The organism is Ruegeria sp. TASC047, from assembly GCF_059612445.1.
In genome coordinates this window covers 1-24,984 of the sequence record NZ_JBXWQP010000036.1, presented here as the reverse complement: position 1 = coordinate 24,984, position 24,984 = coordinate 1, and the positions used below count along the sequence as shown (strand labels likewise).

The 24,984-nt window shown below is 59.2% G+C and carries 20 protein-coding genes; 18 read left to right on the top strand and 2 right to left on the bottom strand.

The window, feature by feature from the left end:
* The first annotated feature begins 54 nt into the window (after positions 1 to 54).
* The 6 genes from ccoG (at position 55) to nusG (ending at position 5,314) form a co-directional block, all read left to right on the top strand.
* Positions 55 to 1,482 (top strand): cytochrome c oxidase accessory protein CcoG, encoded by a 1,428-nt coding sequence (gene ccoG, locus AC2FLO_RS14335; protein WP_480588759.1) that lies wholly within the window; start codon positions 55 to 57, stop codon positions 1,480 to 1,482.
* Between the two features lie 2 nt (positions 1,483 to 1,484).
* Positions 1,485 to 1,943 carry a FixH family protein gene (locus AC2FLO_RS14330; protein WP_209507766.1) on the top strand — a complete coding sequence of 153 codons (459 nt, stop codon included), beginning with the start codon at positions 1,485 to 1,487 and terminating at the stop codon, positions 1,941 to 1,943.
* A gap of 3 nt (positions 1,944 to 1,946) precedes the next feature.
* A complete protein-coding gene (locus tag AC2FLO_RS14325; RefSeq protein WP_496754546.1) occupies positions 1,947 to 4,124 on the top strand; it encodes a heavy metal translocating P-type ATPase in 2,178 nt (725 codons plus the stop codon).
* Positions 4,125 to 4,129: 5 nt separating this feature from the next.
* Positions 4,130 to 4,288, top strand: coding sequence for a cbb3-type cytochrome oxidase assembly protein CcoS (gene ccoS, locus AC2FLO_RS14320; RefSeq protein WP_480547333.1), 159 nt, complete (start codon positions 4,130 to 4,132; stop codon positions 4,286 to 4,288).
* Positions 4,289 to 4,387: 99 nt separating this feature from the next.
* Positions 4,388 to 4,585, top strand: coding sequence for a preprotein translocase subunit SecE (secE, locus tag AC2FLO_RS14315; protein ID WP_170427365.1), 198 nt, complete (start codon positions 4,388 to 4,390; stop codon positions 4,583 to 4,585).
* A gap of 195 nt (positions 4,586 to 4,780) precedes the next feature.
* Positions 4,781 to 5,314, top strand: a complete 534-nt coding sequence (gene nusG, locus AC2FLO_RS14310; protein ID WP_209507773.1) for a transcription termination/antitermination protein NusG — start codon at positions 4,781 to 4,783, stop codon at positions 5,312 to 5,314.
* A gap of 96 nt (positions 5,315 to 5,410) precedes the next feature.
* On the opposite strand, the gene AC2FLO_RS14305 is transcribed toward nusG, so the two are convergent.
* Positions 5,411 to 6,622 (bottom strand): peptidoglycan-binding domain-containing protein, encoded by a 1,212-nt coding sequence (locus tag AC2FLO_RS14305; RefSeq protein ID WP_480588762.1) that lies wholly within the window; start codon positions 6,620 to 6,622, stop codon positions 5,411 to 5,413.
* A gap of 445 nt (positions 6,623 to 7,067) precedes the next feature.
* Between AC2FLO_RS14305 and rplK the strand changes: the two genes are divergently transcribed.
* Positions 7,068 to 7,517: a 50S ribosomal protein L11 gene (gene rplK, locus AC2FLO_RS14300; protein ID WP_010440985.1), complete on the top strand. Its 450-nt coding sequence runs from the start codon at positions 7,068 to 7,070 to the stop codon at positions 7,515 to 7,517.
* 1 nt (position 7,518) lies between these two features.
* Complete coding sequence (gene rplA, locus AC2FLO_RS14295; RefSeq protein WP_496754542.1) at positions 7,519 to 8,217, top strand: 50S ribosomal protein L1; 699 nt, start codon at positions 7,519 to 7,521, stop codon at positions 8,215 to 8,217.
* Positions 8,218 to 8,273: 56 nt separating this feature from the next.
* Here rplA and AC2FLO_RS14290 read toward each other — a convergent pair whose 3' ends face one another.
* Positions 8,274 to 9,044, bottom strand: a complete 771-nt coding sequence (locus tag AC2FLO_RS14290; protein WP_496754540.1) for a class II glutamine amidotransferase — start codon at positions 9,042 to 9,044, stop codon at positions 8,274 to 8,276.
* A 447-nt stretch (positions 9,045 to 9,491) separates the two neighbouring features.
* On the opposite strand from AC2FLO_RS14290, the gene rplJ reads away from it, so the two are divergent.
* From rplJ to AC2FLO_RS14240, 10 genes are all read left to right on the top strand, one after another.
* Entirely contained in the window at positions 9,492 to 10,010 is a 519-nt protein-coding gene (gene rplJ, locus AC2FLO_RS14285; protein ID WP_209507785.1) for a 50S ribosomal protein L10, read from the top strand.
* Between the two features lie 79 nt (positions 10,011 to 10,089).
* On the top strand, positions 10,090 to 10,467 hold the full coding sequence (rplL, locus tag AC2FLO_RS14280; protein ID WP_209507787.1) for a 50S ribosomal protein L7/L12: 378 nt from the start codon (positions 10,090 to 10,092) through the stop codon (positions 10,465 to 10,467).
* 250 nt (positions 10,468 to 10,717) lie between these two features.
* Positions 10,718 to 14,854, top strand: a complete 4,137-nt coding sequence (gene rpoB / locus AC2FLO_RS14275) for a DNA-directed RNA polymerase subunit beta (protein WP_496811708.1) — start codon at positions 10,718 to 10,720, stop codon at positions 14,852 to 14,854.
* A gap of 106 nt (positions 14,855 to 14,960) precedes the next feature.
* Entirely contained in the window at positions 14,961 to 19,202 is a 4,242-nt protein-coding gene (gene rpoC, locus AC2FLO_RS14270) for a DNA-directed RNA polymerase subunit beta' (RefSeq protein WP_496754538.1), read from the top strand.
* Positions 19,203 to 19,413: 211 nt separating this feature from the next.
* Positions 19,414 to 20,193 (top strand): hypothetical protein, encoded by a 780-nt coding sequence (locus AC2FLO_RS14265; protein WP_496754536.1) that lies wholly within the window; start codon positions 19,414 to 19,416, stop codon positions 20,191 to 20,193.
* A gap of 138 nt (positions 20,194 to 20,331) precedes the next feature.
* Positions 20,332 to 21,201, top strand: coding sequence for a DMT family transporter (locus AC2FLO_RS14260; RefSeq protein WP_480484704.1), 870 nt, complete (start codon positions 20,332 to 20,334; stop codon positions 21,199 to 21,201).
* A gap of 433 nt (positions 21,202 to 21,634) precedes the next feature.
* The gene (rpsL, locus tag AC2FLO_RS14255) at positions 21,635 to 22,006 is read left to right on the top strand and encodes a 30S ribosomal protein S12 (RefSeq protein ID WP_005621086.1); all 372 of its coding nucleotides are present in this window, start codon (positions 21,635 to 21,637) and stop codon (positions 22,004 to 22,006) included.
* A 15-nt stretch (positions 22,007 to 22,021) separates the two neighbouring features.
* Positions 22,022 to 22,492, top strand: a complete 471-nt coding sequence (gene rpsG / locus AC2FLO_RS14250; RefSeq protein WP_039529242.1) for a 30S ribosomal protein S7 — start codon at positions 22,022 to 22,024, stop codon at positions 22,490 to 22,492.
* Positions 22,493 to 22,510: 18 nt separating this feature from the next.
* Positions 22,511 to 24,628, top strand: coding sequence for an elongation factor G (gene fusA, locus AC2FLO_RS14245; RefSeq protein WP_209507797.1), 2,118 nt, complete (start codon positions 22,511 to 22,513; stop codon positions 24,626 to 24,628).
* A gap of 60 nt (positions 24,629 to 24,688) precedes the next feature.
* Positions 24,689 to 24,984 (top strand): GTP-binding protein (locus AC2FLO_RS14240; protein WP_496754534.1); only part of this gene is annotated, 296 nt, incomplete at its 3' end.

The following is a 24,984-nucleotide window of genomic DNA, read 5'->3' as shown; positions in this document are numbered from 1 at the left end:
TGCACGTGATCTGGAAGAACACACACTCAGAAGAGCCAGTACCGGAGCCAGCCTGTGAGCGATTCCAACCCCACCCCCAGCCTATACGCCGCACGAGAACCGATCTTTCCAAGACGCGTTTCTGGGCCATTTCGAAACCTGAAATGGATCATCCTCATCGTGACACTGGGCATTTACTACGTTACGCCCTGGATCAGATGGGATCGTGGCCCCAGCCTGCCGGATCAGGCCGTGCTGCTGGATCTGGCAAACCGGCGCTTCTATTTCTTCTGGATCGAAATCTGGCCGCACGAGTTCTATTTCGTGGCGGGCCTGCTGATCATGGCGGGGCTGGGTCTGTTTCTGTTTACTTCTGCGCTGGGGCGGGTCTGGTGCGGGTATGCCTGCCCGCAAACGGTCTGGACTGACCTTTTCATTCTGGTCGAGCGCTGGATCGAAGGCGACAGGAACGCCCGTCTGCGCCTGCATCGTCAGGAAAAGCTGGATTTCCGCAAGGCACGGCTCCGGGTGACGAAATGGGTAACCTGGTTCCTGATCGGTCTGGCCACCGGTGGTGCCTGGGTGTTCTATTTTGCGGATGCGCCGACGCTGCTCCGCGATCTTGTGACGGGTAACGCGCATCCCGTCGCTTACACGACGATGCTGGTTCTGACCGGCACGACCTTCTTTTTTGGCGGGTTCGCCCGCGAACAGATTTGTATCTACGCGTGTCCTTGGCCGCGCATTCAGGCCGCGATGATGGATGAAGACACGCTGGTCGTGGGATATCGCGAATGGCGCGGCGAGCCGCGCGGCAAAGGCAAGCGAACAGCCGATTCCGAGTTGGGGGATTGCATCGACTGCATGGCCTGCGTGAATGTCTGTCCTGTTGGGATCGATATCCGGGATGGTCAGCAGCTTGAATGTATCACCTGTGCCCTGTGTATCGACGCGTGTGATGACATGATGGCCAAGATCGGCAAACCGCGCGGGCTGATCGACTATATGGCGCTCAGCGACGAGCCACGCGAACGCTCAGGCCAACCGCCCAAGAATGTCTGGAAACACATCTTCCGGCCCCGCACGATCCTGTACACCTCGTTGTGGTCACTGGTGGGGGTTGCGCTGCTGTTCGCCCTGTTCATTCGCTCTGACATCGATCTGACCGTAGCGCCCGTGCGCAACCCGACCTTTGTCACCCTGTCAGACGGCACCATTCGGAACACCTATGATGTCAGACTGCGCAACAAGCACGGCGAGGACCGCCTGTTCAAATTGTCTCTGGCGGGCGATCCGTCGATGCGACTGGAAATTGAGGGAACCAAGATCGATACTGTGAATGTCACGGCGGATACGGCACAATTGACCCGTGTATATATCGTGGCATCCCGTGACAGCGGTCCGGCGGCAGCAGAAGCGACACCAGTGCGGATCTGGGTCGAAGACCTCAGCAGCGGCGAACGCGCTTACAAAGACACCACGTTCAACGGACGGGGGAACTGATCATGGCCGAACGTAAATTCACCGGAAAGCACGCTCTGGCGGTGTTTGTCGGTGCCTTTGGCGTGATCATCGCGGTGAACCTTGTGCTGGCTTATAATGCGGTGAAAACGTTTCCCGGGCTGGAGGTCAAGAATTCCTACGTTGCCAGCCAGGAGTTCAACGATCGCCTGAAAGAGCAGCAGGCATTGGGCTGGACGGTTCGGGCAGAAACCAAAGGTGGCCTTCTGATCCTGCATATTACGGACGCGACTGGCGCGCCGGTTCAGGTCAGCGAATTGCAGGCGGTGGTTGGTCGTGCGACCCATGTGCGGGACGATTTCGCGCCGGATTTCACCTTTGACGGCGCGGCCTATGCCACGCCTGCCACGCTGGGCAAGGGCAACTGGAATATCCGGTTGGTCGCGCGTGACGGCAGTGGCGCCGAGTTTTCGCAGCGGGTTCCGCTGTACGTGAAAGGGTAGCCGATGACGGCGCAGCTTTCATCCGGTACGGCGGCTTGTCCGGGGTGTCTGGCAGCACCAGCAGAACCCGCGCGCCCGATTCCGGAAGATGTGCAGATTGCCCTGTCGCTGCCGGGCATCCACTGCTCGGCCTGTATCGCGACGGTCGAACGTGAACTGAACGCCCATCCCGGTGTTGAAGACGCGCGGGTCAACCTGACTTTGAAACGGGCGATGATCAAAGCCGCGCCGGAAACCCGCGCGGCCGATCTGATCCCGGTGCTTGAACGGGCAGGTTTCGAAGCGCACGAGCTTGACCCCGGCGCTTTGTCGGCAACACAGGCGGACAAGGCGGGGCGTGACCTGCTGATGCGACTGGCCGTCGCCGGGTTCGCATCCATGAACGTGATGCTGTTGTCGGTGTCGGTCTGGTCCGGCGCAACAGACGCGACGCGCGACATGTTCCACTGGATTTCCGCTGCAATCGCGCTGCCTGCCATTGCCTTCTCGGCGCAACCGTTCTTTGCCAACGCCTGGAGCGCCCTGCGGGTGCGGCGGCTGAACATGGATGTGCCGATCACGCTGGCGATCCTGCTGGCGCTGGTCACCTCCCTGTGGGAGACCGCACTGAGCGGAGAGCACGCTTATTTCGATGCCGCACTGACCCTGACATTCTTCCTGCTGGCGGGCCGGTATCTGGACTACCGCACCCGCGCTGCAGCCCGATCCGCCGCAGAAGAGCTCACCGCTTTGGAAGTGCCGCGCGCGATCCGCATCGTGGACGGGGTGGAGGCCGAAGTTGCGGTGGCCGATCTGAAGGTCGGTGATCTGATCCTTGTGCGCCCCGGTGGCCGAATGCCGGTGGACGGTCAGATCGTGTCTGGTCAGTCCGAACTGGACCGTTCGCTGTTGACGGGGGAAACCCTGCCGGTGTTTGCCGAAGCCGGCCAGTTGGTCAGCGCGGGCGAGGTCAACCTGACAGGTCCGCTGACCCTGCGCGCCACAGCAGTGGGTCAGGATACGTCGCTGCACCGGATGGCGGATCTGGTGGCCATCGCTGAATCGGGGCGGTCCCGCTATACCTCGCTGGCCGACAAGGCCGCCAAGCTTTATGCGCCCGGTGTCCACATCCTTTCGGCGCTCAGCTTTGTGGGGTGGTACATCTATTCGGGCGATTTGCGCACCGCTCTGAACATTGCCGCAGCGGTTCTGATCATCACCTGTCCCTGCGCCTTGGGTCTGGCTGTTCCGGCAGTGACCACCGCTGCCTCGGGCCGGTTGTTCCGCAAGGGTATGCTGATCAAGCACGCAACCGCGCTCGAACGGTTGTCCGAGACCGACACCGTGGTTTTCGACAAGACGGGCACACTGACCTCGGGTGCGCCGGAACTGGTCAATCTTGGCGACCACGCCCGCGCACAGGTCGAGGTTGCTCTGGCCCTGGCCGAGGCCTCTGCGCATCCCTTGTCCGTGTCATTGGCAAAGGCCGCGCGACAGGCCGGGATCAAACCTGCAAATGTTCGGGACATAACCGAAGTGCCGGGATACGGCACCCAAGGGGAATACCGCGGTCAACGCGTTCGTTTGGGCCGGGCCGCATGGCTCGGCGCACAGCAGGGCGCGGAAACGTCCGCCTGGCTTGCAATTGGCGACGATGCGCCCTTGGCGTTCCGCTTCTCGGACGCGTTGCGCCCGGGCGCGGACGAGGCGGTGGAAGCGTTGCGCGCGTCGGGCAAGCATGTGCTGTTGATCTCAGGAGATTCGAAAGGTGCCGTGCGCGCATTGGCCGAGAAGCTGGGAATAACGGATTGGGTCGCCGAGGCTTTGCCGCAGGACAAGGCACAGCGCATTCAGGACCTCAGGGACCAGGGCCGCAAAGTTCTGATGGTGGGGGACGGCCTGAACGATACGGCTGCTTTGGCGGCGGCACATGTGTCGATCTCTCCGGCCTCGGCGCTGGATGCGGCGCGGGTTGCCTCGGACATCGTGCTTCTGGGCAATGACCTTCTGCCCATTGCGGATGCCTGCGATACGGCCATCAAGGCCACCCGTCGCATCCGCGAGAACTTCCAGATCGCAACCGTTTACAACGTGATTGCCGTTCCGCTGGCCGTGATCGGACTGGCGACACCGCTGATCGCGGCCTTGGCGATGTCGACCTCGTCGATTACCGTATCGCTGAACGCATTGCGGCTGAGGTAACCCTGATGGAAGTGCTTGCCTATCTGATCCCGATTTCCCTGTTTCTGGGGGGCGTTGGTCTGGTCGCCTTTATCTATACCGTTCGTTCCAATCAGTACGAAGACCCCGATGGCGACGCGCGCCGCATCCTGAATGACGAGTGGGACGACAAACCCAAACCCTGACCAATCGCCCGATAAGCGCTGAGTTCATCCAAGCGCCCTTGAAATTGCCGCAATGCCCGGCTATGTCCGGCCCATCCGCAAGCAGAGAGAACACGCCAAATGGCCACCACCAACCCGATCCAGTTCATTCAGCAAGTCCGTGCCGAAGTTTCCAAGGTCGTCTGGCCGACCCGGCGCGAAGTGCTGTTGACCACAGTCATGGTCTTCATCATGGCGGCGCTGACAGCTGTGTTTTTTGCTTTGGTCGATCTGGGTATCCGGGGCGGCCTTCAGCTGATTCTGGGCGCTTTCGGCTAAGCCGGTTCAGGCGGCGGCAAATACGACTGCCCCTTGCACCTCGCGCGATGTCAGAGTAGGTGACGCATATTCGGAATGGGCGTGTGGCGATTCGGGTCACGCGCCGCTTTTTATTCCGGATGACGTGACAGGATTTAAATGACGGGTGTGTCCGCAAGGTGTGATGCCCCGAAGACAAACAAGGACGACAGGTTCATGGCGAAACGGTGGTACTCGGTCAGCGTTCTTTCGAATTTCGAAAAGAAGATCGCAGAGCAGATCCGCACGTCGGTGGCTGAACAGGGCCTTGAGAACGATATCGACGAAGTTCTGGTGCCCACCGAAGAGGTGATCGAAGTGCGCCGGGGCAAGAAGGTCACCACCGAACGCCGCTTTATGCCGGGTTACGTGCTGGTGCATATGGAAATGTCGGATCAGGGCTATCACCTTATCAACTCGATCAACCGCGTCACCGGTTTTCTGGGTCCGCAGGGCCGCCCGATGCCGATGCGCGACGCCGAGGTGAACCAGATCCTCAACCGCGTACAGGAAGGCGAAGAAGCGCCCAAGCTGATGATCACCTTCGAGATCGGCGAGAAGGTCAAGGTCAACGACGGCCCGTTCGAGGATTTCGACGGCATGGTCGAAGGCGTGGACGACGAGGCGCAGAAGCTGAAAGTATCGGTCTCGATCTTTGGCCGCGAAACCCCGGTCGAGCTGGACTTCACGCAGGTCACCAAGCAAAGCTAAGCGCGCTTCCAGAGAAATTCGAAACGCCGCGATGTGAAAGCATAGCGGCGTTTTCAGTTTCAGCCCTGCACGGGCCTATACAGTTTTCAAATGGGCTTACTGCGACTGAACCATGGCTGCGCGCAAAAGCTGCGGGCGGTCGGTCTGGGACGGCAGGAAGACCGCCTGCGACCCGGCATCCAGCGCCGAAAGGCTTGCATCATACCATTGCATCGCAAGATCGCGGCGCGCCTGAACACCAAAGCCTTCGCGCAGATGGTGACCGACCAGTTCTCCGTATGCGGGTTCACCCATGGCAACCAGCATCAGCGCAGACCCAACTGCGGTATCCATGTTGTCCTGACGATATCCCATCGCAAGGCAGACCTTGCTGGTTGCGGCAAGATCAGCAGGGCTAAGACCCGAATCCAAGGCAAGCTTGCGCACCTGGGTTTCAGCCTCTGATTTCGAGTTGATAGACAGCGCATCAACTTGCGGTGCCAACATGTCGCCAAAGGCGGCGCACTGGTCTGCGACCTGATCGGGTGTAAGACCCTGAATGCCCTGCATCAGCTCTTCGCCCTGTGCCATCGCATAGCTGCGGGCAAGGCAGAATTGTTCGCTAAGTGCAAAGTCAGGATCGGACATGTTAGACAGGGTCGTATAGCCGCCATTGGTCGACGTTTGCAGCATGACCCCGCTGCACCGATTGGCCAGCGACGGGCCTCCGGTTCCGCCGGAAAACAGGCTCGGCAGGCTGGCTGTCGTGGTTTCAGTGGCGCTTGTTGCGGGTTCGGCCTGTTGAGGCGTGATAACCGGGATGGCCGGTGCCTGGGTCTGAGGTGCCGCCGCCAAGGCAGAGCCGGTTTGCACCTGTTGGCGATAGGCCATCAAGAGCGGTTGACCCGAAAGCTGGGTTGCCGCCTGCCCACCGCTTGTCGCCCAGTAATAGGCCTGCATCAGAAAGTCATACTGATAGGGCTGGAAGTCATAGCCATTTACAGGATAGCCCATGGACACCTGGTAGCGTTCGATCGCCGACCGGGTTCCATGCCCGACCTGCCCATCGACACGCCCGGCGTTATAGCCGAAATAGTTGAGCGCGGTCTGCGTTTGCGCCCCTTGCGAGGTCGATGGAATGCCCGACCGGTAGGTCTGGCTCGAAGACCGGGACTTTTTCTTTTGCTGGTCTTTGCCGATCGCGTATCCGACGACCCCGCCAACGACAGCACCGCCGATGAAGTCGCCCGCATCGGCCCGCGCGGTCTGGGGGAGGGACACCGCAAAAGACAGCGCGGCGATTAGCATAGTGAATAAACGAATAATCATGACGAACCTCCGAACAAATTTGTTCTGACCAAGTATAGCACAGCCGCAGCATGGCGCGGTTATTTATGCGGCGCAAGGAACGAAGCCTCGGCAGTCTTTCAATCGGGTGCCGGGTTAGCTCCGGTTTTTTCAAGCAAATAAAACCCTTAATATGGCGCGATACCTTGTGTTTCAGGCCGACTGGTTTTTCCTGGCTTTGACCGGAATGATCAGCACTTTCCCGCCCTGGCGCGTCAACGCCGGTGTTCATCGACTTGAAACTCGATTCGGTGATCCCGAATTGAAAGGCAGGCCACTTGCCAACCGCCATGATCCCCTGTAAACGCCGCCCATCGTCTTCGGGCGAGATTCTCTCGTGGGAGGTAGCCGGGGTCGCGATCCCGGGCCGGACCACGCAACAAAATCCGGGTGAGACGCGTTTCACCCTAGTTGAAAGGAAAACCAAATGGCCAAGAAGCTTGCTGGTACAATGAAACTGCAGGTTCCTGCAGGTCAGGCGAACCCGTCGCCGCCAGTTGGTCCAGCGCTGGGTCAGCGCGGCATCAACATCATGGAATTCTGCAAGGCGTTCAACGCCAAGACCGCAGATATGGAGCCCGGCGCGCCGTGCCCGACCGTGATCACCTACTATCAGGACAAGTCCTTCACCATGGACATCAAGACGCCGCCCGCGTCTTACTACCTGAAAAAAGCTGCTGGTCTTAAGCCGGTCGGTAAGCGTAACCGCCCCCGCGGCGCGGAAAACCCAGGTCGCGAGACCGTGGCAACCGTGACCTCCAAGCAGGTTCGTGAAATCGCTGAAGCCAAAATGAAAGATCTGAACGCCAACGACGTCGAAGGCGCAATGCAGATCATCCTGGGCTCGGCCCGCTCCATGGGCATCGAGGTGAAGTAAGATGGCAAAACTCGGTAAACGTACCCGCACTGCGCGCGAAGCCGTCGCTGGCAAGGAAAACCTGTCGGTGGACGAAGCTGTTGCCCTGGTCAAAGCCAATGCAACTTCGAAATTCGACGAGACCATCGAAATCGCGATGAACCTGGGCGTTGACACCCGTCACGCAGACCAGATGGTGCGCGGCGTTGTCGGACTGCCGAACGGCACAGGCAAAGACATGCGCGTTGCTGTCTTCGCACGTGGCGCGAAGGCTGACGAAGCGAAAGAAGCAGGCGCGGATATCGTTGGTGCAGAAGACCTGATGGAAACCATTCAGGGCGGCACCATCGAATTCGATCGCTGCATTGCAACCCCGGACATGATGCCGATCGTCGGTCGTCTGGGTAAGGTTCTGGGCCCCCGTAACCTGATGCCGAACCCCAAGGTTGGCACTGTGACCATGGACGTGAAAGCAGCCGTGGAAGCAGCCAAAGGCGGTGAAGTTCAGTTCAAGGCGGAAAAAGGCGGCGTTGTACACGCAGGTGTTGGTAAAGCGTCGTTTGACGAAGCCAAGCTGGTCGAAAACATTCGCGCCTTCGTCTCGGCTGTTGCCCGGGCAAAGCCGTCGGGCGCCAAAGGCACCTACATGAAGAAAATCGCGCTGAGCTCGACCATGGGCCCCGGCGTGACCGTTGATGTGGCAGAAGCTTCGGGCGAATAAGCCGGACCTACGCCAAAGCAATGTTGCGGGCGGTCCCTTCGGACCGCCCGTTTTTTTTAGCTGAACTGCAACCCTGTGTGATTGGCTGTATTGCCGGTCAGGGTGAAGAAGCTCCGGTCTTCAATGGGCACCCATTTTCCTGTGCCCTTGTCCAGAGGCTCGGACGCGATGACCTTGCCGCCGTGGTCCAGCCCTTCCCCGAAATACAGGGACGGGCTGCGCTGGTCGCTGGAATACCGAAACGCATACAGGCTCTGTCCATCTGAAAAGGCGACGGCCATGCGATCCGGTTGCGTCCGATGACCGTCAAGCGCATCGATCTGACGCAGAGTTGCGACAACAGCGTCCTGCGGCGCATCATCCAGCCCGTTTGCCAGCAGGAGCAGAAACAGAAGCTCTGAATCCGTCGACCCGCGCCGCGCTGCGTAAAGTTCGTCCGGCAGTGAGGATTCAAGCCGTCTTCGCAAACGCCCGAACTCGCCAATCTGGCCATTATGCATGAAGGACCATTTGCCAAACGTGAAAGGGTGGCAGTTTGCGCGCGACACTTCGCCGAACGTCGACGCGCGGACATGGGCCAGAAACAGCGAGGATTTTATCATCCTGCAAAGATCGACAAGGTTACCATCCGACCACGCGGGCAGGACATCCCTGTACAGGCCAGGGCGATCCTGGTCTGCGTACCAGGCCATACCAAAGCCATCGCCATTGACGGCAAGTTTAGCTTCGGCCGCGTGTTGGCTTTGCTCCAGCAAGGAATGCTGGGGCCGGATGACGATGTTTTCAAGCGGGATACTTGGTCCGCAATAGGCGGCAATTCTACACATTTGTTCTGATTCTTTTTGTTTCTGAGAAAAATTGTCGGGTTATAGTCTTGAGCTTGGAACAATGTCACGAACTATTTTGCCGTCAGCCCTGAAATTCGACCAAATCAATTGCTCGTCACCGCACATAATCTTGTGGTTCTGGTCATCCCTTGTTGCGTCTGATTAATCCCAATTTACCTCTTGGAAACCCCGGCCATCTGTCCTAAGTAGACCTGCGGAATAAAGCGTGCGATTCGTCGTGCGCTTTATTTTGTTTCGTCCAAGACGGTGGGTGGTGCCATATGGCCCCTTAATTCCCTGCCTGAGACGGGTAAGACCAAAGAATTCTGAGGGTCCCACCCTCGGGCGAGTTTTGGCCAATCCCGTAACAACGGACCTGAACGCCGGGGCGCAAGCCGCGGCAAATATGAGCCGGGGTGAGATCTCACCCCTAACTTGGAGAGAACTGTGGATAGAGCCCAGAAAGAGAAAGTGGTCGAGGAACTCGGCCAAATCTTCGAAAGCTCTGGCGTCGTAGTGGTTGCCCACTACGCCGGTCTGACAGTTGCCGAGATGCAGGACCTTCGCGCACGTGCACGTGACGCGGGTGGCTCCGTGCGTGTTGCCAAGAACAGGCTCGCCAAAATCGCCCTCGAGGGTAAGCCGTGTGCAAGCATGGCCGACCTGCTGACAGGGATGACCGTTCTGACCTATTCCGAGGACCCCGTGGCAGCAGCCAAGGTGGCCGAGGACTTCGCCAAGGATAACAAGAAATTTGAAATCCTCGGCGGTGCAATGGGCGAGAACGCTCTGGACCGCAAAGGCGTTGAAGCCGTTTCGAAAATGCCGTCTCGCGAGGAGCTTATTGCTTCGATCGTTGGCTGCATTGGCGCACCTGCTTCGAACATCGCCGGCGCGATTGGCGCACCTGCAAGCAATATCGCAAGCATCCTTTCCACCATCGAAGAGAAGGCGGAAGCTGCGTAAGCGGTTGGCACTGAATGATCTGCGTAGGGTACCTACCCTGACGTTGGAACACACATTGTAAACGGAAAGAGCTGATAAAATGGCTGATCTGAAAGCACTCGCAGAAAGCATCGTGGGTCTGACCCTGCTGGAAGCACAAGAACTGAAAACCATCCTCAAAGACGAATACGGCATCGAGCCCGCAGCTGGCGGCGCCGTAATGGTCGCAGCGGCTGGTGGCGACGCCGGTGGCGCAGCTGAGGAAGAAAAAACCGAATTCGACGTCGTTCTGAAGAACGCCGGCGCTTCGAAAATCAACGTGATCAAAGAAGTTCGCGGCATCACCGGTCTGGGCCTGAAAGAAGCCAAGGAACTGGTCGAAGCCGGCGGCAAGATCAAAGAAGGCGTGTCGAAAGACGAAGCCGAAGACGTCAAAGCCAAGCTGGAAGCAGCTGGCGCCGAAGTCGAGCTGGCCTAAGCCTGGTCTCAGGCGCATCGCTGATGCGCCGAAAATTTTGGCTGGATCCGGAGAAATCCGGGTCCAGCCGAACCTGTCTTAGAAAGGGCCTCACGGAATGGGGCGTTTTCTAAGACACGGTTTTCGGATCGGGAGGCCGCCTTCGGGACGGTGGCCACGAATTGATCCGGACGTGTTGTCTCGATTGTGCAAGATGCCGGGGCCCGACGGTGTCTTTGCCCGCTGAGAACATCGAAAGGTGACATCTGACATGGCTCAAACGTTCCTTGGCCAGAAACGTCTTCGTAAATATTACGGCAAAATCCGCGAAGTACTGGAGATGCCGAACCTCATTGAGGTACAGAAATCTTCTTATGATCTTTTCCTGCGCTCCGGCGATGCAGAACAGCCCACAGACGGCGAAGGCATCAAAGGCGTGTTCCAATCGGTTTTCCCGATCAAGGATTTCAACGAAACCTCTGTTTTGGAGTTCGTGAAATACGATCTGGAGAAACCCAAATACGACGTCGAAGAGTGCATGCAGCGCGACATGACCTACAGCGCACCGCTGAAGGTTACCCTGCGCCTGATCGTGTTTGATGTTGATGAGGACACTGGCGCGAAATCGGTAAAGGACATCAAGGAACAGGATGTCTTCATGGGCGACATGCCCCTGATGACCCCGAACGGCACCTTTGTCGTCAACGGCACCGAGCGCGTGATCGTCTCCCAGATGCACCGCTCGCCCGGTGTGTTCTTTGACCACGACAAGGGTAAAACCCATTCCTCGGGCAAGCTGCTGTTTGCCTGCCGCATCATCCCGTATCGCGGCAGCTGGCTGGACTTCGAGTTCGACGCCAAGGATATCGTGTTCGCCCGTATCGACCGCCGCCGCAAACTGCCTGTGACAACCCTGCTATATGCGCTGGGTCTGGATCAGGAAGCGATCATGGACGCGTATTACAAAACTGTGTCCTACAAGCTGGACAAGAAGAAGGGCTGGGTCACGCCGTTCTTCCCCGAGCGTGTTCGCGGCACCCGTCCGACCTATGACCTGATCGACGCGAAATCAGGTGAGGTGATTGCCGAGGCAGGCAAGAAAGTCACCCCGCGCGCGGTCAAAAAGCTGATCGACGAGGGCACCGTCACAGAACTGCTGGTTCCGTTCGATCACATCGTTGGCAAGTTTGTCGCCAAGGATATCATCAACGAAGAAAACGGCGCGATCTATGTCGAAGCCGGTGACGAACTGACGCTGGAATATGACAAGGATGGCGACCTGATCGGCGGTACCGCGAAGGAACTGATCGACGCGGGCATCACCGATATTCCGGTTCTCGACATCGATAACGTCAATGTCGGACCCTACATGCGCAACACCATGGCGCAGGACAAGAACATGAACCGCGAAAGCGCGCTCATGGATATCTACCGCGTCATGCGTCCGGGTGAACCGCCCACCGTCGAGGCGGCGTCGGCCCTGTTCGACACCCTGTTCTTCGACAGCGAGCGGTATGACCTGTCCGCCGTTGGCCGCGTGAAGATGAACATGCGCCTGGCTCTGGACGCGCCGGATACCCTGCGTACCCTGCGCCGCGAAGACATCGTGGCCTGCGTCAAGGCTCTGGTCGAACTGCGCGACGGCAAAGGCGACGTGGACGATATCGACCACCTCGGCAACCGTCGTGTGCGTTCGGTCGGTGAACTGATGGAAAACCAGTACCGCGTCGGTCTGCTGCGCATGGAGCGCGCGATCAAAGAGCGTATGTCGTCGGTCGAGATCGACACCGTCATGCCGCAGGACCTGATCAACGCGAAACCGGCTGCTGCTGCTGTGCGTGAATTCTTCGGCTCGTCGCAGCTGTCGCAGTTCATGGACCAGACCAACCCGCTGTCGGAAGTCACCCACAAACGCCGTCTTTCGGCGCTTGGCCCCGGTGGTCTGACGCGTGAGCGTGCGGGCTTTGAAGTGCGCGACGTACACCCGACCCACTATGGCCGGATGTGCCCGATTGAAACGCCGGAAGGCCCGAACATCGGTCTGATCAACTCGCTGGCCACCTTCGCCCGCGTGAACAAGTATGGCTTCATCGAAACACCTTACCGCGTCGTCAAGGACGCCGAGGTGACCGATGAGGTTCACTACATGTCCGCGACCGAGGAAATGCGTCACACCGTGGCGCAGGCGAACGCGACGCTGGATAAGAACGGCAAGTTCATCAACGATCTGGTTTCGACCCGTCAGGCAGGCGACTACACCCTTGCCCCGCGCGAGAATGTGGACCTGATCGACGTGTCGCCGAAACAGCTGGTTTCGGTCGCGGCATCGCTGATTCCGTTCCTTGAAAATGACGACGCCAACCGCGCTCTGATGGGCTCGAACATGCAACGTCAGGCGGTTCCGCTGCTGCGGGCCGAGGCACCGCTGGTCGGTACCGGGATCGAGGAGAAGGTCGCGATCGACTCGGGTGCTGCGATTCAGGCGAAACGCGCCGGTATCATCGACCAGGTCGATGCCCAGCGTATCGTTATCCGCGCCACCGAGGATCTGGAACTGGGTGACGCTGGCGTTGACATCTATCGTCTGCGTAAGTTCCAGCGTTCGAACCAGAACACCTGCATCAACCAGCGTCCGCTGATCAAGGTGGGTGACACCGTCCAGAAGGGCGAGGTCATTGCCGACGGTCCGTCGACCGATATGGGTGAACTGGCCCTTGGTAAGAACGTGGTCGTCGCGTTCATGCCGTGGAACGGTTACAACTACGAAGACTCGATCCTGATCTCGGAACGTATCGCGCGTGATGACGTCTTTACCTCGGTCCATATCGAGGAATTCGAAGTCGCCGCCCGAGACACCAAGCTGGGCCCGGAAGAGATCACCCGCGACATCCCCAACGTCGGTGAAGAAGCGCTGCGCAACCTCGACGAGGCGGGCATCGTTTACATCGGCGCGGATGTTGAGCCGGGCGATATTCTGGTCGGCAAGATCACTCCGAAGGGCGAAAGCCCGATGACCCCGGAAGAAAAGCTGCTGCGCGCCATCTTTGGTGAAAAAGCATCTGACGTGCGCGACACCTCGCTGCGCGTGAAGCCGGGCGACTACGGTACGGTCGTCGAGGTTCGCGTCTTCAACCGTCACGGCGTCGAGAAAGACGAGCGTGCGCTGCAGATCGAGCGTGAGGAAGTCGAACGTCTGGCCCGTGACCGGGACGACGAGCTGGCGATCCTTGACCGCAACATCTATGCGCGTCTGCAAGGTCTGATCCTGGGTAAAACCGCTGTCAAAGGCCCGAAAGGTGTCAAGGCAGGGTCGGTGATCACCGAGGATCTGCTGGACACCCTGACCCGTGGTCAATGGTGGCAGCTGGCGCTGGAAGACGAGCAGGACGCACAGATCGTCGAGGCCCTGAACGAGCAGTACGAAGTGCAGAAGCGCGCTCTGGATGCCCGTTTCGAAGACAAGGTCGAGAAGGTCCGCCGTGGCGACGACCTGCCGCCGGGTGTGATGAAGATGGTCAAAGTCTTCATCGCCGTGAAGCGTAAGCTGCAGCCGGGCGACAAGATGGCCGGTCGTCACGGGAACAAAGGTGTGATCTCCAAGGTTGTTCCAATGGAAGACATGCCGTTCCTGGCCGATGGGACCCCGGTCGACTTCTGTCTGAACCCGCTGGGTGTGCCTTCGCGTATGAACGTCGGTCAGATCCTTGAAACCCACATGGGTTGGGCCGCGCGCGGTCTGGGTCTGAACATCGATGAGGCACTGGGTGAATACCGCCGTTCCGGCGACCTGACCCCGGTGCGCGAGGCGATGAAGCTGGCCTATGGCGAAGATGTCTACGAAGAAGGCATCACTGGCATGGACGAGGAAACGCTGATTGAGGCAGCGGGCAACGTGACCCGCGGTGTTCCGATCGCAACCCCGGTCTTTGACGGTGCCAAAGAGGCTGACGTCAACGACGCACTGGTGCGTGCGGGCTTCTCGGAAAGCGGTCAGTCGGTTCTGTTCGACGGTCGTACCGGTGAGCAATTTGCGCGTCGGGTGACCGTGGGCATCAAGTACCTGCTGAAACTGCACCACCTGGTGGACGACAAGATCCACGCGCGTTCGACCGGGCCCTACAGCCTGGTTACCCAGCAGCCGCTGGGCGGTAAGGCGCAGTTCGGTGGTCAGCGCTTTGGTGAGATGGAAGTCTGGGCTCTGGAAGCTTACGGCGCCGCCTACACCCTGCAGGAGATGCTCACCGTGAAATCGGATGACGTCGCCGGCCGGACCAAGGTCTATGAGTCGATCGTCAAGGGCGAGGACAACTTTGAAGCGGGCGTACCGGAATCGTTCAACGTTCTGGTGAAAGAAGTCCGCGGCCTCGGCCTGAATATGGAACTCCTGGATGCGGAGGTCGATGAGTGACGAAGGGATGCCGGGCTGAAGCCCGGCCTACCATCTGATCCGGCGTAGGCCGGGCTTCAGCCCGGCTTTGCGTGACCCCCGCACCCTCTAACTCTGAGGTAAAGAGATGAACCAGGAAATCACCAACAACCCGTTCAACCCGCTGACGCCCCCGAAGGTCTTTGACGAAATCAAAGTCTCGCTGGCGTCGCCCGAGCGGATCCTGTCTTGGTCCTATGGCGAGATCAAGAAACCCGAAACCATCAACTACCGGACGTTCAAGCCCGAACGTGACGGTCTGTTCTGCGCGCGTATCTTTGGCCCGATCAAAGATTACGAATGTCTGTGCGGCAAATATAAGCGGATGAAGTATCGCGGCGTTGTCTGCGAGAAATGCGGTGTGGAAGTCACCCTGCAGAAAGTCCGCCGTGAGCGTATGGGCCACATCGAACTGGCAGCACCCGTTGCGCATATCTGGTTCCTGAAATCGCTGCCGTCCCGCATCGGTCTGATGCTGGACATGACGCTGCGCGATCTGGAACGCGTTCTGTACTTTGAAAACTACGTCGTCATCGAGCCCGGTCTGACCGACCTGACCTACGGCCAGATGCTGACCGAAGAAGAGTACATGGACGCGCAGGATGCCTATGGCATGGACGCGTTCACCGCCAATATCGGTGCCGAAGCCATCCGCGAGATGCTTGCCCAGATCGATCTGGAAGCCGAAGCCGAGCAGTTGCGCGCTGATCTGGCCGAAGCAACCGGTGAACTGAAGCCCAAGAAGATCATCAAGCGTCTGAAGGTTGTTGAATCCTTCCTCGAGTCGGGCAACCGGCCTGAATGGATGGTGATGACCGTGATCCCGGTCATTCCGCCGGAACTGCGTCCGCTGGTTCCGCTGGATGGTGGCCGTTTCGCGACTTCGGATCTGAACGATCTGTATCGCCGCGTCATCAACCGGAACAACCGCCTGAAGCGCCTGATCGAACTGCGCGCACCTGACATCATCGTCCGCAACGAAAAGCGGATGCTGCAGGAATCCGTGGATGCTCTGTTTGACAACGGCCGTCGTGGCCGCGTGATCACCGGCGCCAACAAGCGTCCGCTGAAATCGTTGTCGGACATGCTGAAAGGCAAGCAGGGTCGCTTCCGTCAGAACCTTCTGGGTAAGCGCGTCGACTTCTCGGGCCGTTCGGTCATTGTGACCGGTCCGGAACTCAAGCTGCACCAGTGTGGTCTGCCCAAGAAGATGGCGCTGGAGCTGTTCAAGCCGTTCATCTACTCGCGCCTTGAAGCCAAGGGTCTGTCTTCGACCGTGAAGCAGGCGAAGAAACTGGTCGAGAAAGAGCGTCCCGAAGTGTGGGACATCCTCGACGAGGTGATCCGCGAACACCCTGTCATGCTGAACCGGGCGCCGACACTGCACCGTCTTGGCATTCAGGCGTTCGAGCCGGTTCTGATCGAAGGTAAGGCCATCCAGCTGCACCCGCTGGTCTGCTCGGCCTTCAACGCCGACTTCGACGGCGACCAGATGGCCGTTCACGTCCCGCTGAGCCTTGAGGCACAGCTGGAAGCCCGCGTTCTGATGATGTCGACGAACAACGTTCTGTCGCCTGCAAACGGCGCGCCGATCATCGTTCCGTCGCAGGACATGATCCTGGGCCTGTACTATGTGTCGTTGGAACGTGCCGGCATGCCGGGCGAAGGCAAGGTCTTTGGTTCGATCGACGAAGTTCAGCACGCGCTGGACGCGGGTGAGGTGCATCTGCACACCAAAATCACCGCGCGGATCACGCAGATCGACGAAGAAGGCAACGAAGTTCAGAAGCGCTATGAAACCACTCCGGGCCGTTTGCGTCTGGGTGCCCTGCTGCCGATGAACAACAAGGCGCCGTTCGATCTGGTCAACCGCCTGCTGCGGAAGAAAGAAGTGCAGCAGGTGATCGACACCGTGTACCGCTACTGCGGTCAGAAAGAGTCGGTTATCTTCTGTGACCAGATCATGTCGATGGGCTTCAAAGAAGCGTTCAGGGCGGGCATCTCGTTCGGCAAGGACGACATGGTCATTCCAGACGACAAGTGGGGCATCGTTGATGACACCCGCGATCAGGTGAAAGACTTCGAACAGCAGTACATGGACGGCCTGATCACTCAGGGTGAAAAGTACAACAAGGTTGTCGATGCCTGGTCGAAGTGTAACGACCGTGTGACCGAGGCGATGATGAGCACCATCTCGAACGTCGCCAAGGCCGAAGACGGGTCTGACATGGAACCGAACTCGGTCTACATGATGGCCCACTCCGGTGCGCGGGGCTCGGTCACTCAGATGAAACAGTTGGGCGGTATGCGCGGCCTGATGGCCAAGCCGAACGGTGACATCATCGAGACGCCGATCATCTCGAACTTCAAGGAAGGTCTGACCGTTCTTGAATACTTCAACTCGACCCACGGTGCCCGTAAGGGTCTGTCGGATACCGCTCTGAAGACGGCGAACTCGGGTTACCTGACCCGTCGTCTGGTGGACGTGGCGCAGGACTGCATCGTTCGCGAGATCGACTGCGGCACCGAACGCGCAATCACGGCCGAAGCTGCGGTGAACGATGGTGAGGTTGTCGCCTCGCTGGCCGAGCGTATTCTGGGCCGTGTGGCGGCTGACGATATCCTGCGTCCGGGTACGGATGAGGTGCTTGTTGCGGCTGGTCAGCTGATCGACGAACGTATGGCAGACACCATCGACGAAGCGGGCGTTCAGTCGACCCGCATCCGCTCACCTCTGACCTGCGAGTCCGAGGAAGGCGTCTGTGCCACCTGCTACGGTCGTGACCTTGCTCGCGGTACCATGGTGAACACGGGTGAGGCTGTCGGCATCATCGCCGCCCAGTCCATCGGTGAACCCGGTACACAGCTGACGATGCGGACCTTCCACATCGGTGGTGTTGCGCAAGGTGGTCAGCAGTCGTTCCAGGAAGCCAGCCAGGCTGGTGTCGTATCCTTCGAGAACCCGCAGATCCTGGTCAATGCCGCAGGCGAAAGCCTTGTCATGGGCCGGAACATGAAGCTGGTGATCAAGGACGATCACGGCGAAGAGCGCGCCAGCCACAAGCTGGGCTATGGCTCCAAGCTGCTCGTCAAGGAAGGCACCAAGGTGGCCCGCGGCGACAAGCTGTTCGAATGGGATCCCTACACCTTGCCGATCATCGCCGAGAAAGCCGGTACCACCAAATACGTCGATCTGGTTTCGGGCCTTGCCGTCCGTGACGAGACCGACGAAGCAACCGGCATGACCCAGAAGATCGTGATCGACTGGCGCGCCGCCCCCCGTGGCAGCGACCTCAAGCCCGAGATCATTCTGGTCGGTGACGATGGCGAACCGGTCCGCAACGATGCGGGCAACCCGGTTCACTATCCGATGTCGGTGGATGCAATCCTGTCGGTCGAAGATGGCCAGAAGATCGAAGCCGGTGACGTTGTTGCGCGTATTCCGCGTGAAGGTGCCAAGACCAAAGACATCACCGGTGGTCTGCCGCGTGTGGCCGAACTGTTCGAAGCCCGCCGTCCGAAAGATCACGCGATCATCGCAGAAGCCGATGGTTACGTGCGCTTTGGCCGCGACTACAAGAACAAGCGCCGCATCAGCATCGAACCGGCTGACGAGTCGCTGGAACCCATCGAGTACATGGTACCCAAGGGCAAGCACATCCCTGTTGTCGAAGGCGACTTCGTACAGAAGGGCGACTACATCATGGACGGTAACCCGGCCCCGCATGACATCCTGTCCATCATGGGTGTCGAGGCGCTGGCGAACTACATGATCGACGAAGTGCAGGATGTGTATCGTCTGCAAGGCGTGAAGATCAACGACAAGCACATCGAAGTCATCGTGCGCCAGATGCTGCAGAAGTGGGAGATCCTGGATTCAGGCGACACCACCCTGCTGAAAGGCGAACATGTCGATAAGCAGGAGTTCGACGCAGCCAACGAAAAGACCATCGCCCGCGGTGGTCGTCCGGCACAGGGCGAGCCGATCCTTCTGGGGATCACCAAGGCTTCGTTGCAGACGCGTTCGTTCATCTCGGCGGCGTCGTTCCAGGAAACCACCCGCGTACTGACCGAAGCGTCCGTGCAGGGCAAAAAGGACAAGCTGGTCGGCCTGAAAGAGAACGTCATCGTTGGTCGCCTGATCCCCGCTGGTACCGGTGGGGCCACGCAGGCCGTCCGCCACATCGCCCAGTCGCGCGACAATGTGGTGATCGAAGCCCGCCGGGAAGAGGCCGAAGCGGCCGCTGCCCTGGCTGCGCCGATCATGGATGATGATCTGGTCGGGGATGAGCTGGACGTTCTGGTGGAAACACCCGAAAGCCGCGAGTAATCGCCCGATTGACAAGTTAAGGAAGGCCCCGCGATTTCGCGGGGCCTTTCGTTTTTGCAGGGTTGAAACGCGCGCGACGCTTTGGGCGGTTCCGGACCACTGGCATATCGCGCTTGTCGTATGAGACCCGCAATAACAGCAGGGTTTTTCTGATTTAGCCTAAACTGTGCTACCATCCGCCTTGAATTCACACAGGTGACGGGGGTGAATGATGAGAACTGTCACAAAGTTGTCGCGCGTATTTTCGGTTTTTGGTCTGGGCCTGATGGCCGCCTGCACGGATTATGCCTATGTGGGGATGCCACCGGGCCAGCCATCGCGTGAGATCGTGATCCCGAACGGCACGACGCGCCTGATCCCGATCTCCGCCTCGATCGTCGGGTTGGCTTATGATGAGCCGCGACGGCGGATCTTCCTGCGCAATCTTCCCGGCACCCAACTACAGGAGTTGGACCGAAATGGCCGTGTCCTGCGTACCTTTGCGGCACAGCGGGTTCCGGCCGGATGCGGTGGCATCACACCTGACGAGTTTCCCATCAAGGAATGCGGGTTGGCCATTCGGGGAAGCGACGGGCATTTGTTCCTCGACCATCCGAACGGGGTGATGATCGCGGAACTGACCCGCGACGGGCAATTTGTGCGCAACATAACCCTCAGCCAGCCACAGGGGCCGATTGGCGGGCTGGCCTTTGATGAAACGACCGGCACGCTTTATGTGCTGTTCATCCGCAATCGCCTGATCGCCGAGGTGGATTTGAACGGCACGGTGCTTAGGACAATCCGGGCGACCAATCCATCGGTCGGCGCAGCGGTGCAGATCGAACGCTTTGGCCTTGGCATCAATTCCAAACGCCGCGAGCTTTATGTTGCGCTTCAGAACGGCAACCAGCTTGGCGTTCTGGACATGTCCGGCGGGTTGATCGCAACGCACACGCTCAGCGCCGGAGTGGCTGTGGAAGGTATCGGAGGCGGTCGGGTCTCTGGTCTCTGATAGGGGCTCAGAAGGCGTTTTCGGCCCGCTCCCAACGCGTCGGAGCGTAATTCTTGCGCTGATCTGATTTGATGCGTTGACAGGCGGCTGTCCGATTGGGCCAATGGCCCGATCACTCTGCGCAGGGCCAAATCTGACATGAACCCAAACACCAAAGGTGCCTTGCTGATGATGGGCAGCATGGCGGCCTTCACCCTGAACGACACTTTGGTCAAGGTCGCGCTTCGGGATCTGCCATTGTTCCAACTGGTGGCCATGCGGGGCGTCCTGGCCGTTTTCCTTGTCTACGGTCTTGCCCGTTATCTGGGGGCGCTGCACCTCAATTTCTCAAACCACGACCGGTTGCTGGTTGCGCTGCGCAGTCTGGCCGAACTGTCGGCCACCTTCTTTTTTCTGACAGCGCTCAAGAACATGCCGCTTGCCAATGTGACGGCCATTCTGCAGGCGCTGCCCCTGACCGTGACGCTGGGCGCGGCGCTGGTCTTCTCCGAACAGGTCGGCTGGCGGCGCATATTGGCGATTGCCATTGGTTTTGGTGGCATGGTTTTGATCGTCAGACCCGGTCCTGACGGCTTCAGCCTGTATTCCATCTACGCGCTGATCGCAGTGGCTTCGATCACGGTTCGCGATCTGGTGACGCGACGCATGTCGCCCCAGGTTCCGTCAATGGTGGTGACGCTGGCGACGTCTCTTTCCATCACCGTGGCCGCAGCGATTGCTTCGGTGTTCGAAGGATGGGTTCCGGTTTCCGGCGCGGCGGGTTCTCTGGTTGCGGCGGCGGCCGTGTTCGTCCTGATGGGCTATCTGTTCAGCGTCATGGTCATGCGTCAGGGCGATGTCGGGTTCATCGCGCCGTTTCGTTATTCCAGCCTGATCTGGGCCCTGGGGTTGGGTTGGGCCGTATTCGATGAATGGCCTGACGGTTTGACCATGCTGGGTGCAACTTTGATCGTGGCCGCCGGACTGTTCACGCTGTTCCGGGAACGCGCGCGTCGGGAAGCGGCGTGAACCAGCGTGACAAGGCTCTGAACACTGGTTATCCGAAGGCGAGATCCGGCCTCCGGTTGCGGGCTTGGTTCGGTATTGGCGCTTCTGGTGCAGGGCGGTTTTATGAACCCGGTTGAGCCCGCGCACCCACATCGGCATGGCCCGGATCAGCCTATTGCCGGGCAACCGGTATCGTGCTGTTGACACTCGGGCCGACTCCCCCTATTACGCGCGTCATCTCGGTGCCGGGGGCCGCCCCATAGCCGATTCCAGTAATGAGCTGGTCAAGGCCCGGACAATTTTGCAGTTCGCGCCCTCTGAGAAACAACCGCGACGTTCACCTCGGAATGGGAACGCTCGTGGGTTTTGCGCTTGTGGACGCATAAGCGCAGCGAAGTTAGCCGCACGCCAGCTGCGTGCATGTCATGTGTTGCAAAACGGGGAAGAAACCGGAATGCCAACTATTCAACAGCTGATCCGCAAACCGCGGCAGCCCAAAGTAAAACGCTCGAAGTCCATGCACCTGGAGCAGTGCCCGCAGAAACGCGGCGTCTGCACACGTGTTTACACCACCACACCGAAGAAACCGAACTCGGCTATGCGTAAGGTTGCCAAGGTGCGCCTGACCAACGGGTTCGAGGTCATCTCGTACATCCCCGGTGAAAGCCACAACCTTCAGGAACACTCGGTTGTTCTGATCCGTGGCGGCCGTGTGAAAGACCTTCCCGGTGTGCGTTACCACATCCTGCGCGGTGTTCTGGATACTCAGGGCGTCAAAGACCGTAAGCAACGCCGTTCGAAATACGGCGCGAAGCGTCCCAAGTAAGAAGGAGAGGCTGATATGTCACGTCGTCACGCCGCCGAAAAACGCGAAGTCCTGCCTGACGCCAAGTTTGGCGATAAGGTTCTGACCAAATTCATGAACAACCTGATGATCGACGGCAAGAAGTCGGTCGCCGAGCGCATCGTCTACAACGCCTTCGACCGCGTTGAGAACAAGATCAAGCGCGCGCCCGTCGAAGTGTTCCACGAAGCACTCGACAACATCAAACCGTCGGTCGAGGTTCGCTCGCGCCGGGTCGGTGGTGCAACCTATCAGGTTCCGGTCGAAGTCCGCCCCGAGCGCCGCGAAGCACTGGCCATCCGCTGGCTGATCACCGCTGCGCGCGGCCGCAATGAAAACACCATGGAAGAACGCCTCGCCGGTGAACTGCTGGACGCTGTACAGTCCCGCGGTACCGCCGTGAAGAAGCGCGAAGACACCCACAAGATGGCCGAGGCGAACAAAGCCTTCAGCCATTACCGTTGGTAATCCCAGAGGCTTATCCAAATGGCACGCGAATATCCGCTCGAACTATACCGTAACTTCGGTATCATGGCGCACATCGACGCAGGTAAGACCACCTGCTCGGAGCGTATCCTGTATTACACTGGTAAATCCCACAACATCGGTGAGGTGCACGATGGTGCAGCCACCATGGACTGGATGGAGCAGGAGCAGGAACGCGGCATCACCATCACTTCGGCTGCGACCACCACCTTCTGGGAACGCACCGAAGACGGTCAGACCGCCGATACCCCCAAGCACCGCCTGAACATCATCGACACCCCCGGCCACGTTGACTTCACCATCGAAGTCGAACGCTCGCTGGCGGTTCTCGACGGTGCCGTCTGCGTTCTCGACGCAAACGCCGGTGTTGAACCCCAGACCGAAACCGTGTGGCGTCAGGCTGACCGCTACAAGGTTCCGCGTATGGTTTTCGTCAACAAGATGGACAAGATCGGCGCAGACTTCTTCAACTGCGTTCGCATGATCGAAGACCGCACCGGCGCACGCGCTGTTCCGGTTGGTATTCCGATCGGTGCCGAAACCGAGCTGGAAGGCCTGGTTGATCTGGTCACCATGGAAGAGTGGCTGTGGCAGGGCGAAGACCTTGGTGCAAGCTGGGTCAAAGCTCCGATCCGCGACAGCCTGAAAGACATGGCTGACGAATGGCGCGGCAAGATGATCGAAGCGGCCGTCGAAGAAGACGACGACGCGATGATGGCCTATCTGGAAGGCGAAGAGCCCGACGTTCCGACCCTGCGCAAACTGCTGCGCAAAGGCACGCTGGCGCTGCATTTCGTACCCGTTCTGGGAGGCTCGGCGTTCAAGAACAAAGGCGTTCAGCCGTTGCTCAATGCTGTGATCGACTATCTGCCCAGCCCGCTGGACGTTGTTGATTACATGGGCTTCAAACCCGGCGACGAGGAAGAAGTTCGTAACATCGCACGTCGTGCCGATGACGGCATGGCCTTCTCGGGTCTGGCGTTCAAAATCATGAACGACCCCTTCGTCGGTTCGCTGACCTTCACCCGGATCTACTCGGGCACCATGAACAAGGGTGACTCGATCCTGAACTCGACCAAAGGCAAGAAAGAGCGCATCGGTCGTATGATGATGATGCACTCCAACAACCGGGAAGAGATCGAAGAAGCGTTTGCAGGCGACATCATCGCGCTGGCGGGTCTGAAAGACACCACCACCGGTGACACTCTGTGCGATGCGAAGGATCCGGTGGTTCTGGAAACCATGACCTTCCCCGATCCGGTGATCGAGATCGCGGTCGAGCCCAAAACCAAGGGCGACCAGGAAAAGATGTCTCAGGGTCTGGCCCGTCTGGCCGCCGAAGACCCGTCCTTCCGCGTGGAAACCGACCTGGAATCGGGTCAGACCATCATGAAGGGCATGGGCGAACTTCACCTGGACATCCTGGTGGACCGTCTCAAGCGCGAGTTCAAGGTCGAAGCCAACATCGGTGCGCCTCAGGTGGCTTATCGTGAAACCATCTCGATGCCGGTCGAACACACCTACACCCACAAGAAACAGTCGGGTGGTTCGGGTCAGTTCGCCGAAGTCAAGCTGGAGATCCAGCCCACCGAGGCGGGCGAAGGTTACTCGTTCGAAAGTCGCATCGTTGGTGGTGCCGTTCCGAAGGAATACATCCCCGGTGTTGAAAAAGGCATCAACTCGGTCATGGACAGCGGCCCTCTGGCTGGCTTCCCTGTGATCGACTTCAAGGTTGCCCTGCTGGACGGTAAGTTCCACGACGTTGACTCGAGCGTTCTGGCGTTCGAAATCGCGGCCCGTATGTGTATGCGTGAAGGCATGCGCAAAGCTGGCGCGAAGCTGCTGGAACCGATCATGAAGGTCGAAGTGATCACCCCGGAAGAATATACCGGCGGTATCATCGGCGACCTGACCTCGCGTCGGGGCCAGGTGTCTGGTCAGGAACCGCGCGGCAACGCGATCGCGATAGATGCGTTTGTTCCGCTGGCGAACATGTTCGGCTACATCAACACCCTGCGTTCGATGTCGTCGGGCCGCGCCCAGTTCACCATGCAGTTCGACCACTACGATCCGGTTCCGCAGAACATCTCGGACGAGATCCAGGCGAAATACGCATAAGCGACGATTTGAGGGAGCGCCGTTCCGGGGCTCCCTTCATTACAGAAAAAGGAGGCCATCATGGCAAAGGAAAAGTTTGAGCGTAATAAGCCGCACGTCAACATCGGCACGATTGGGCATGTTGACCACGGCAAGACGACGCTGACCGCAGCAATCACCAAGTATTTTGGTGACTTCAAGGCGTATGACCAGATTGACGGCGCGCCGGAAGAGAAAGCCCGCGGCATCACCATCTCGACCGCGCACGTGGAATACGAGACCGACGCGCGCCACTATGCGCATGTCGACTGCCCCGGCCACGCTGACTACGTCAAGAACATGATCACCGGTGCCGCTCAGATGGACGGCGCGATCCT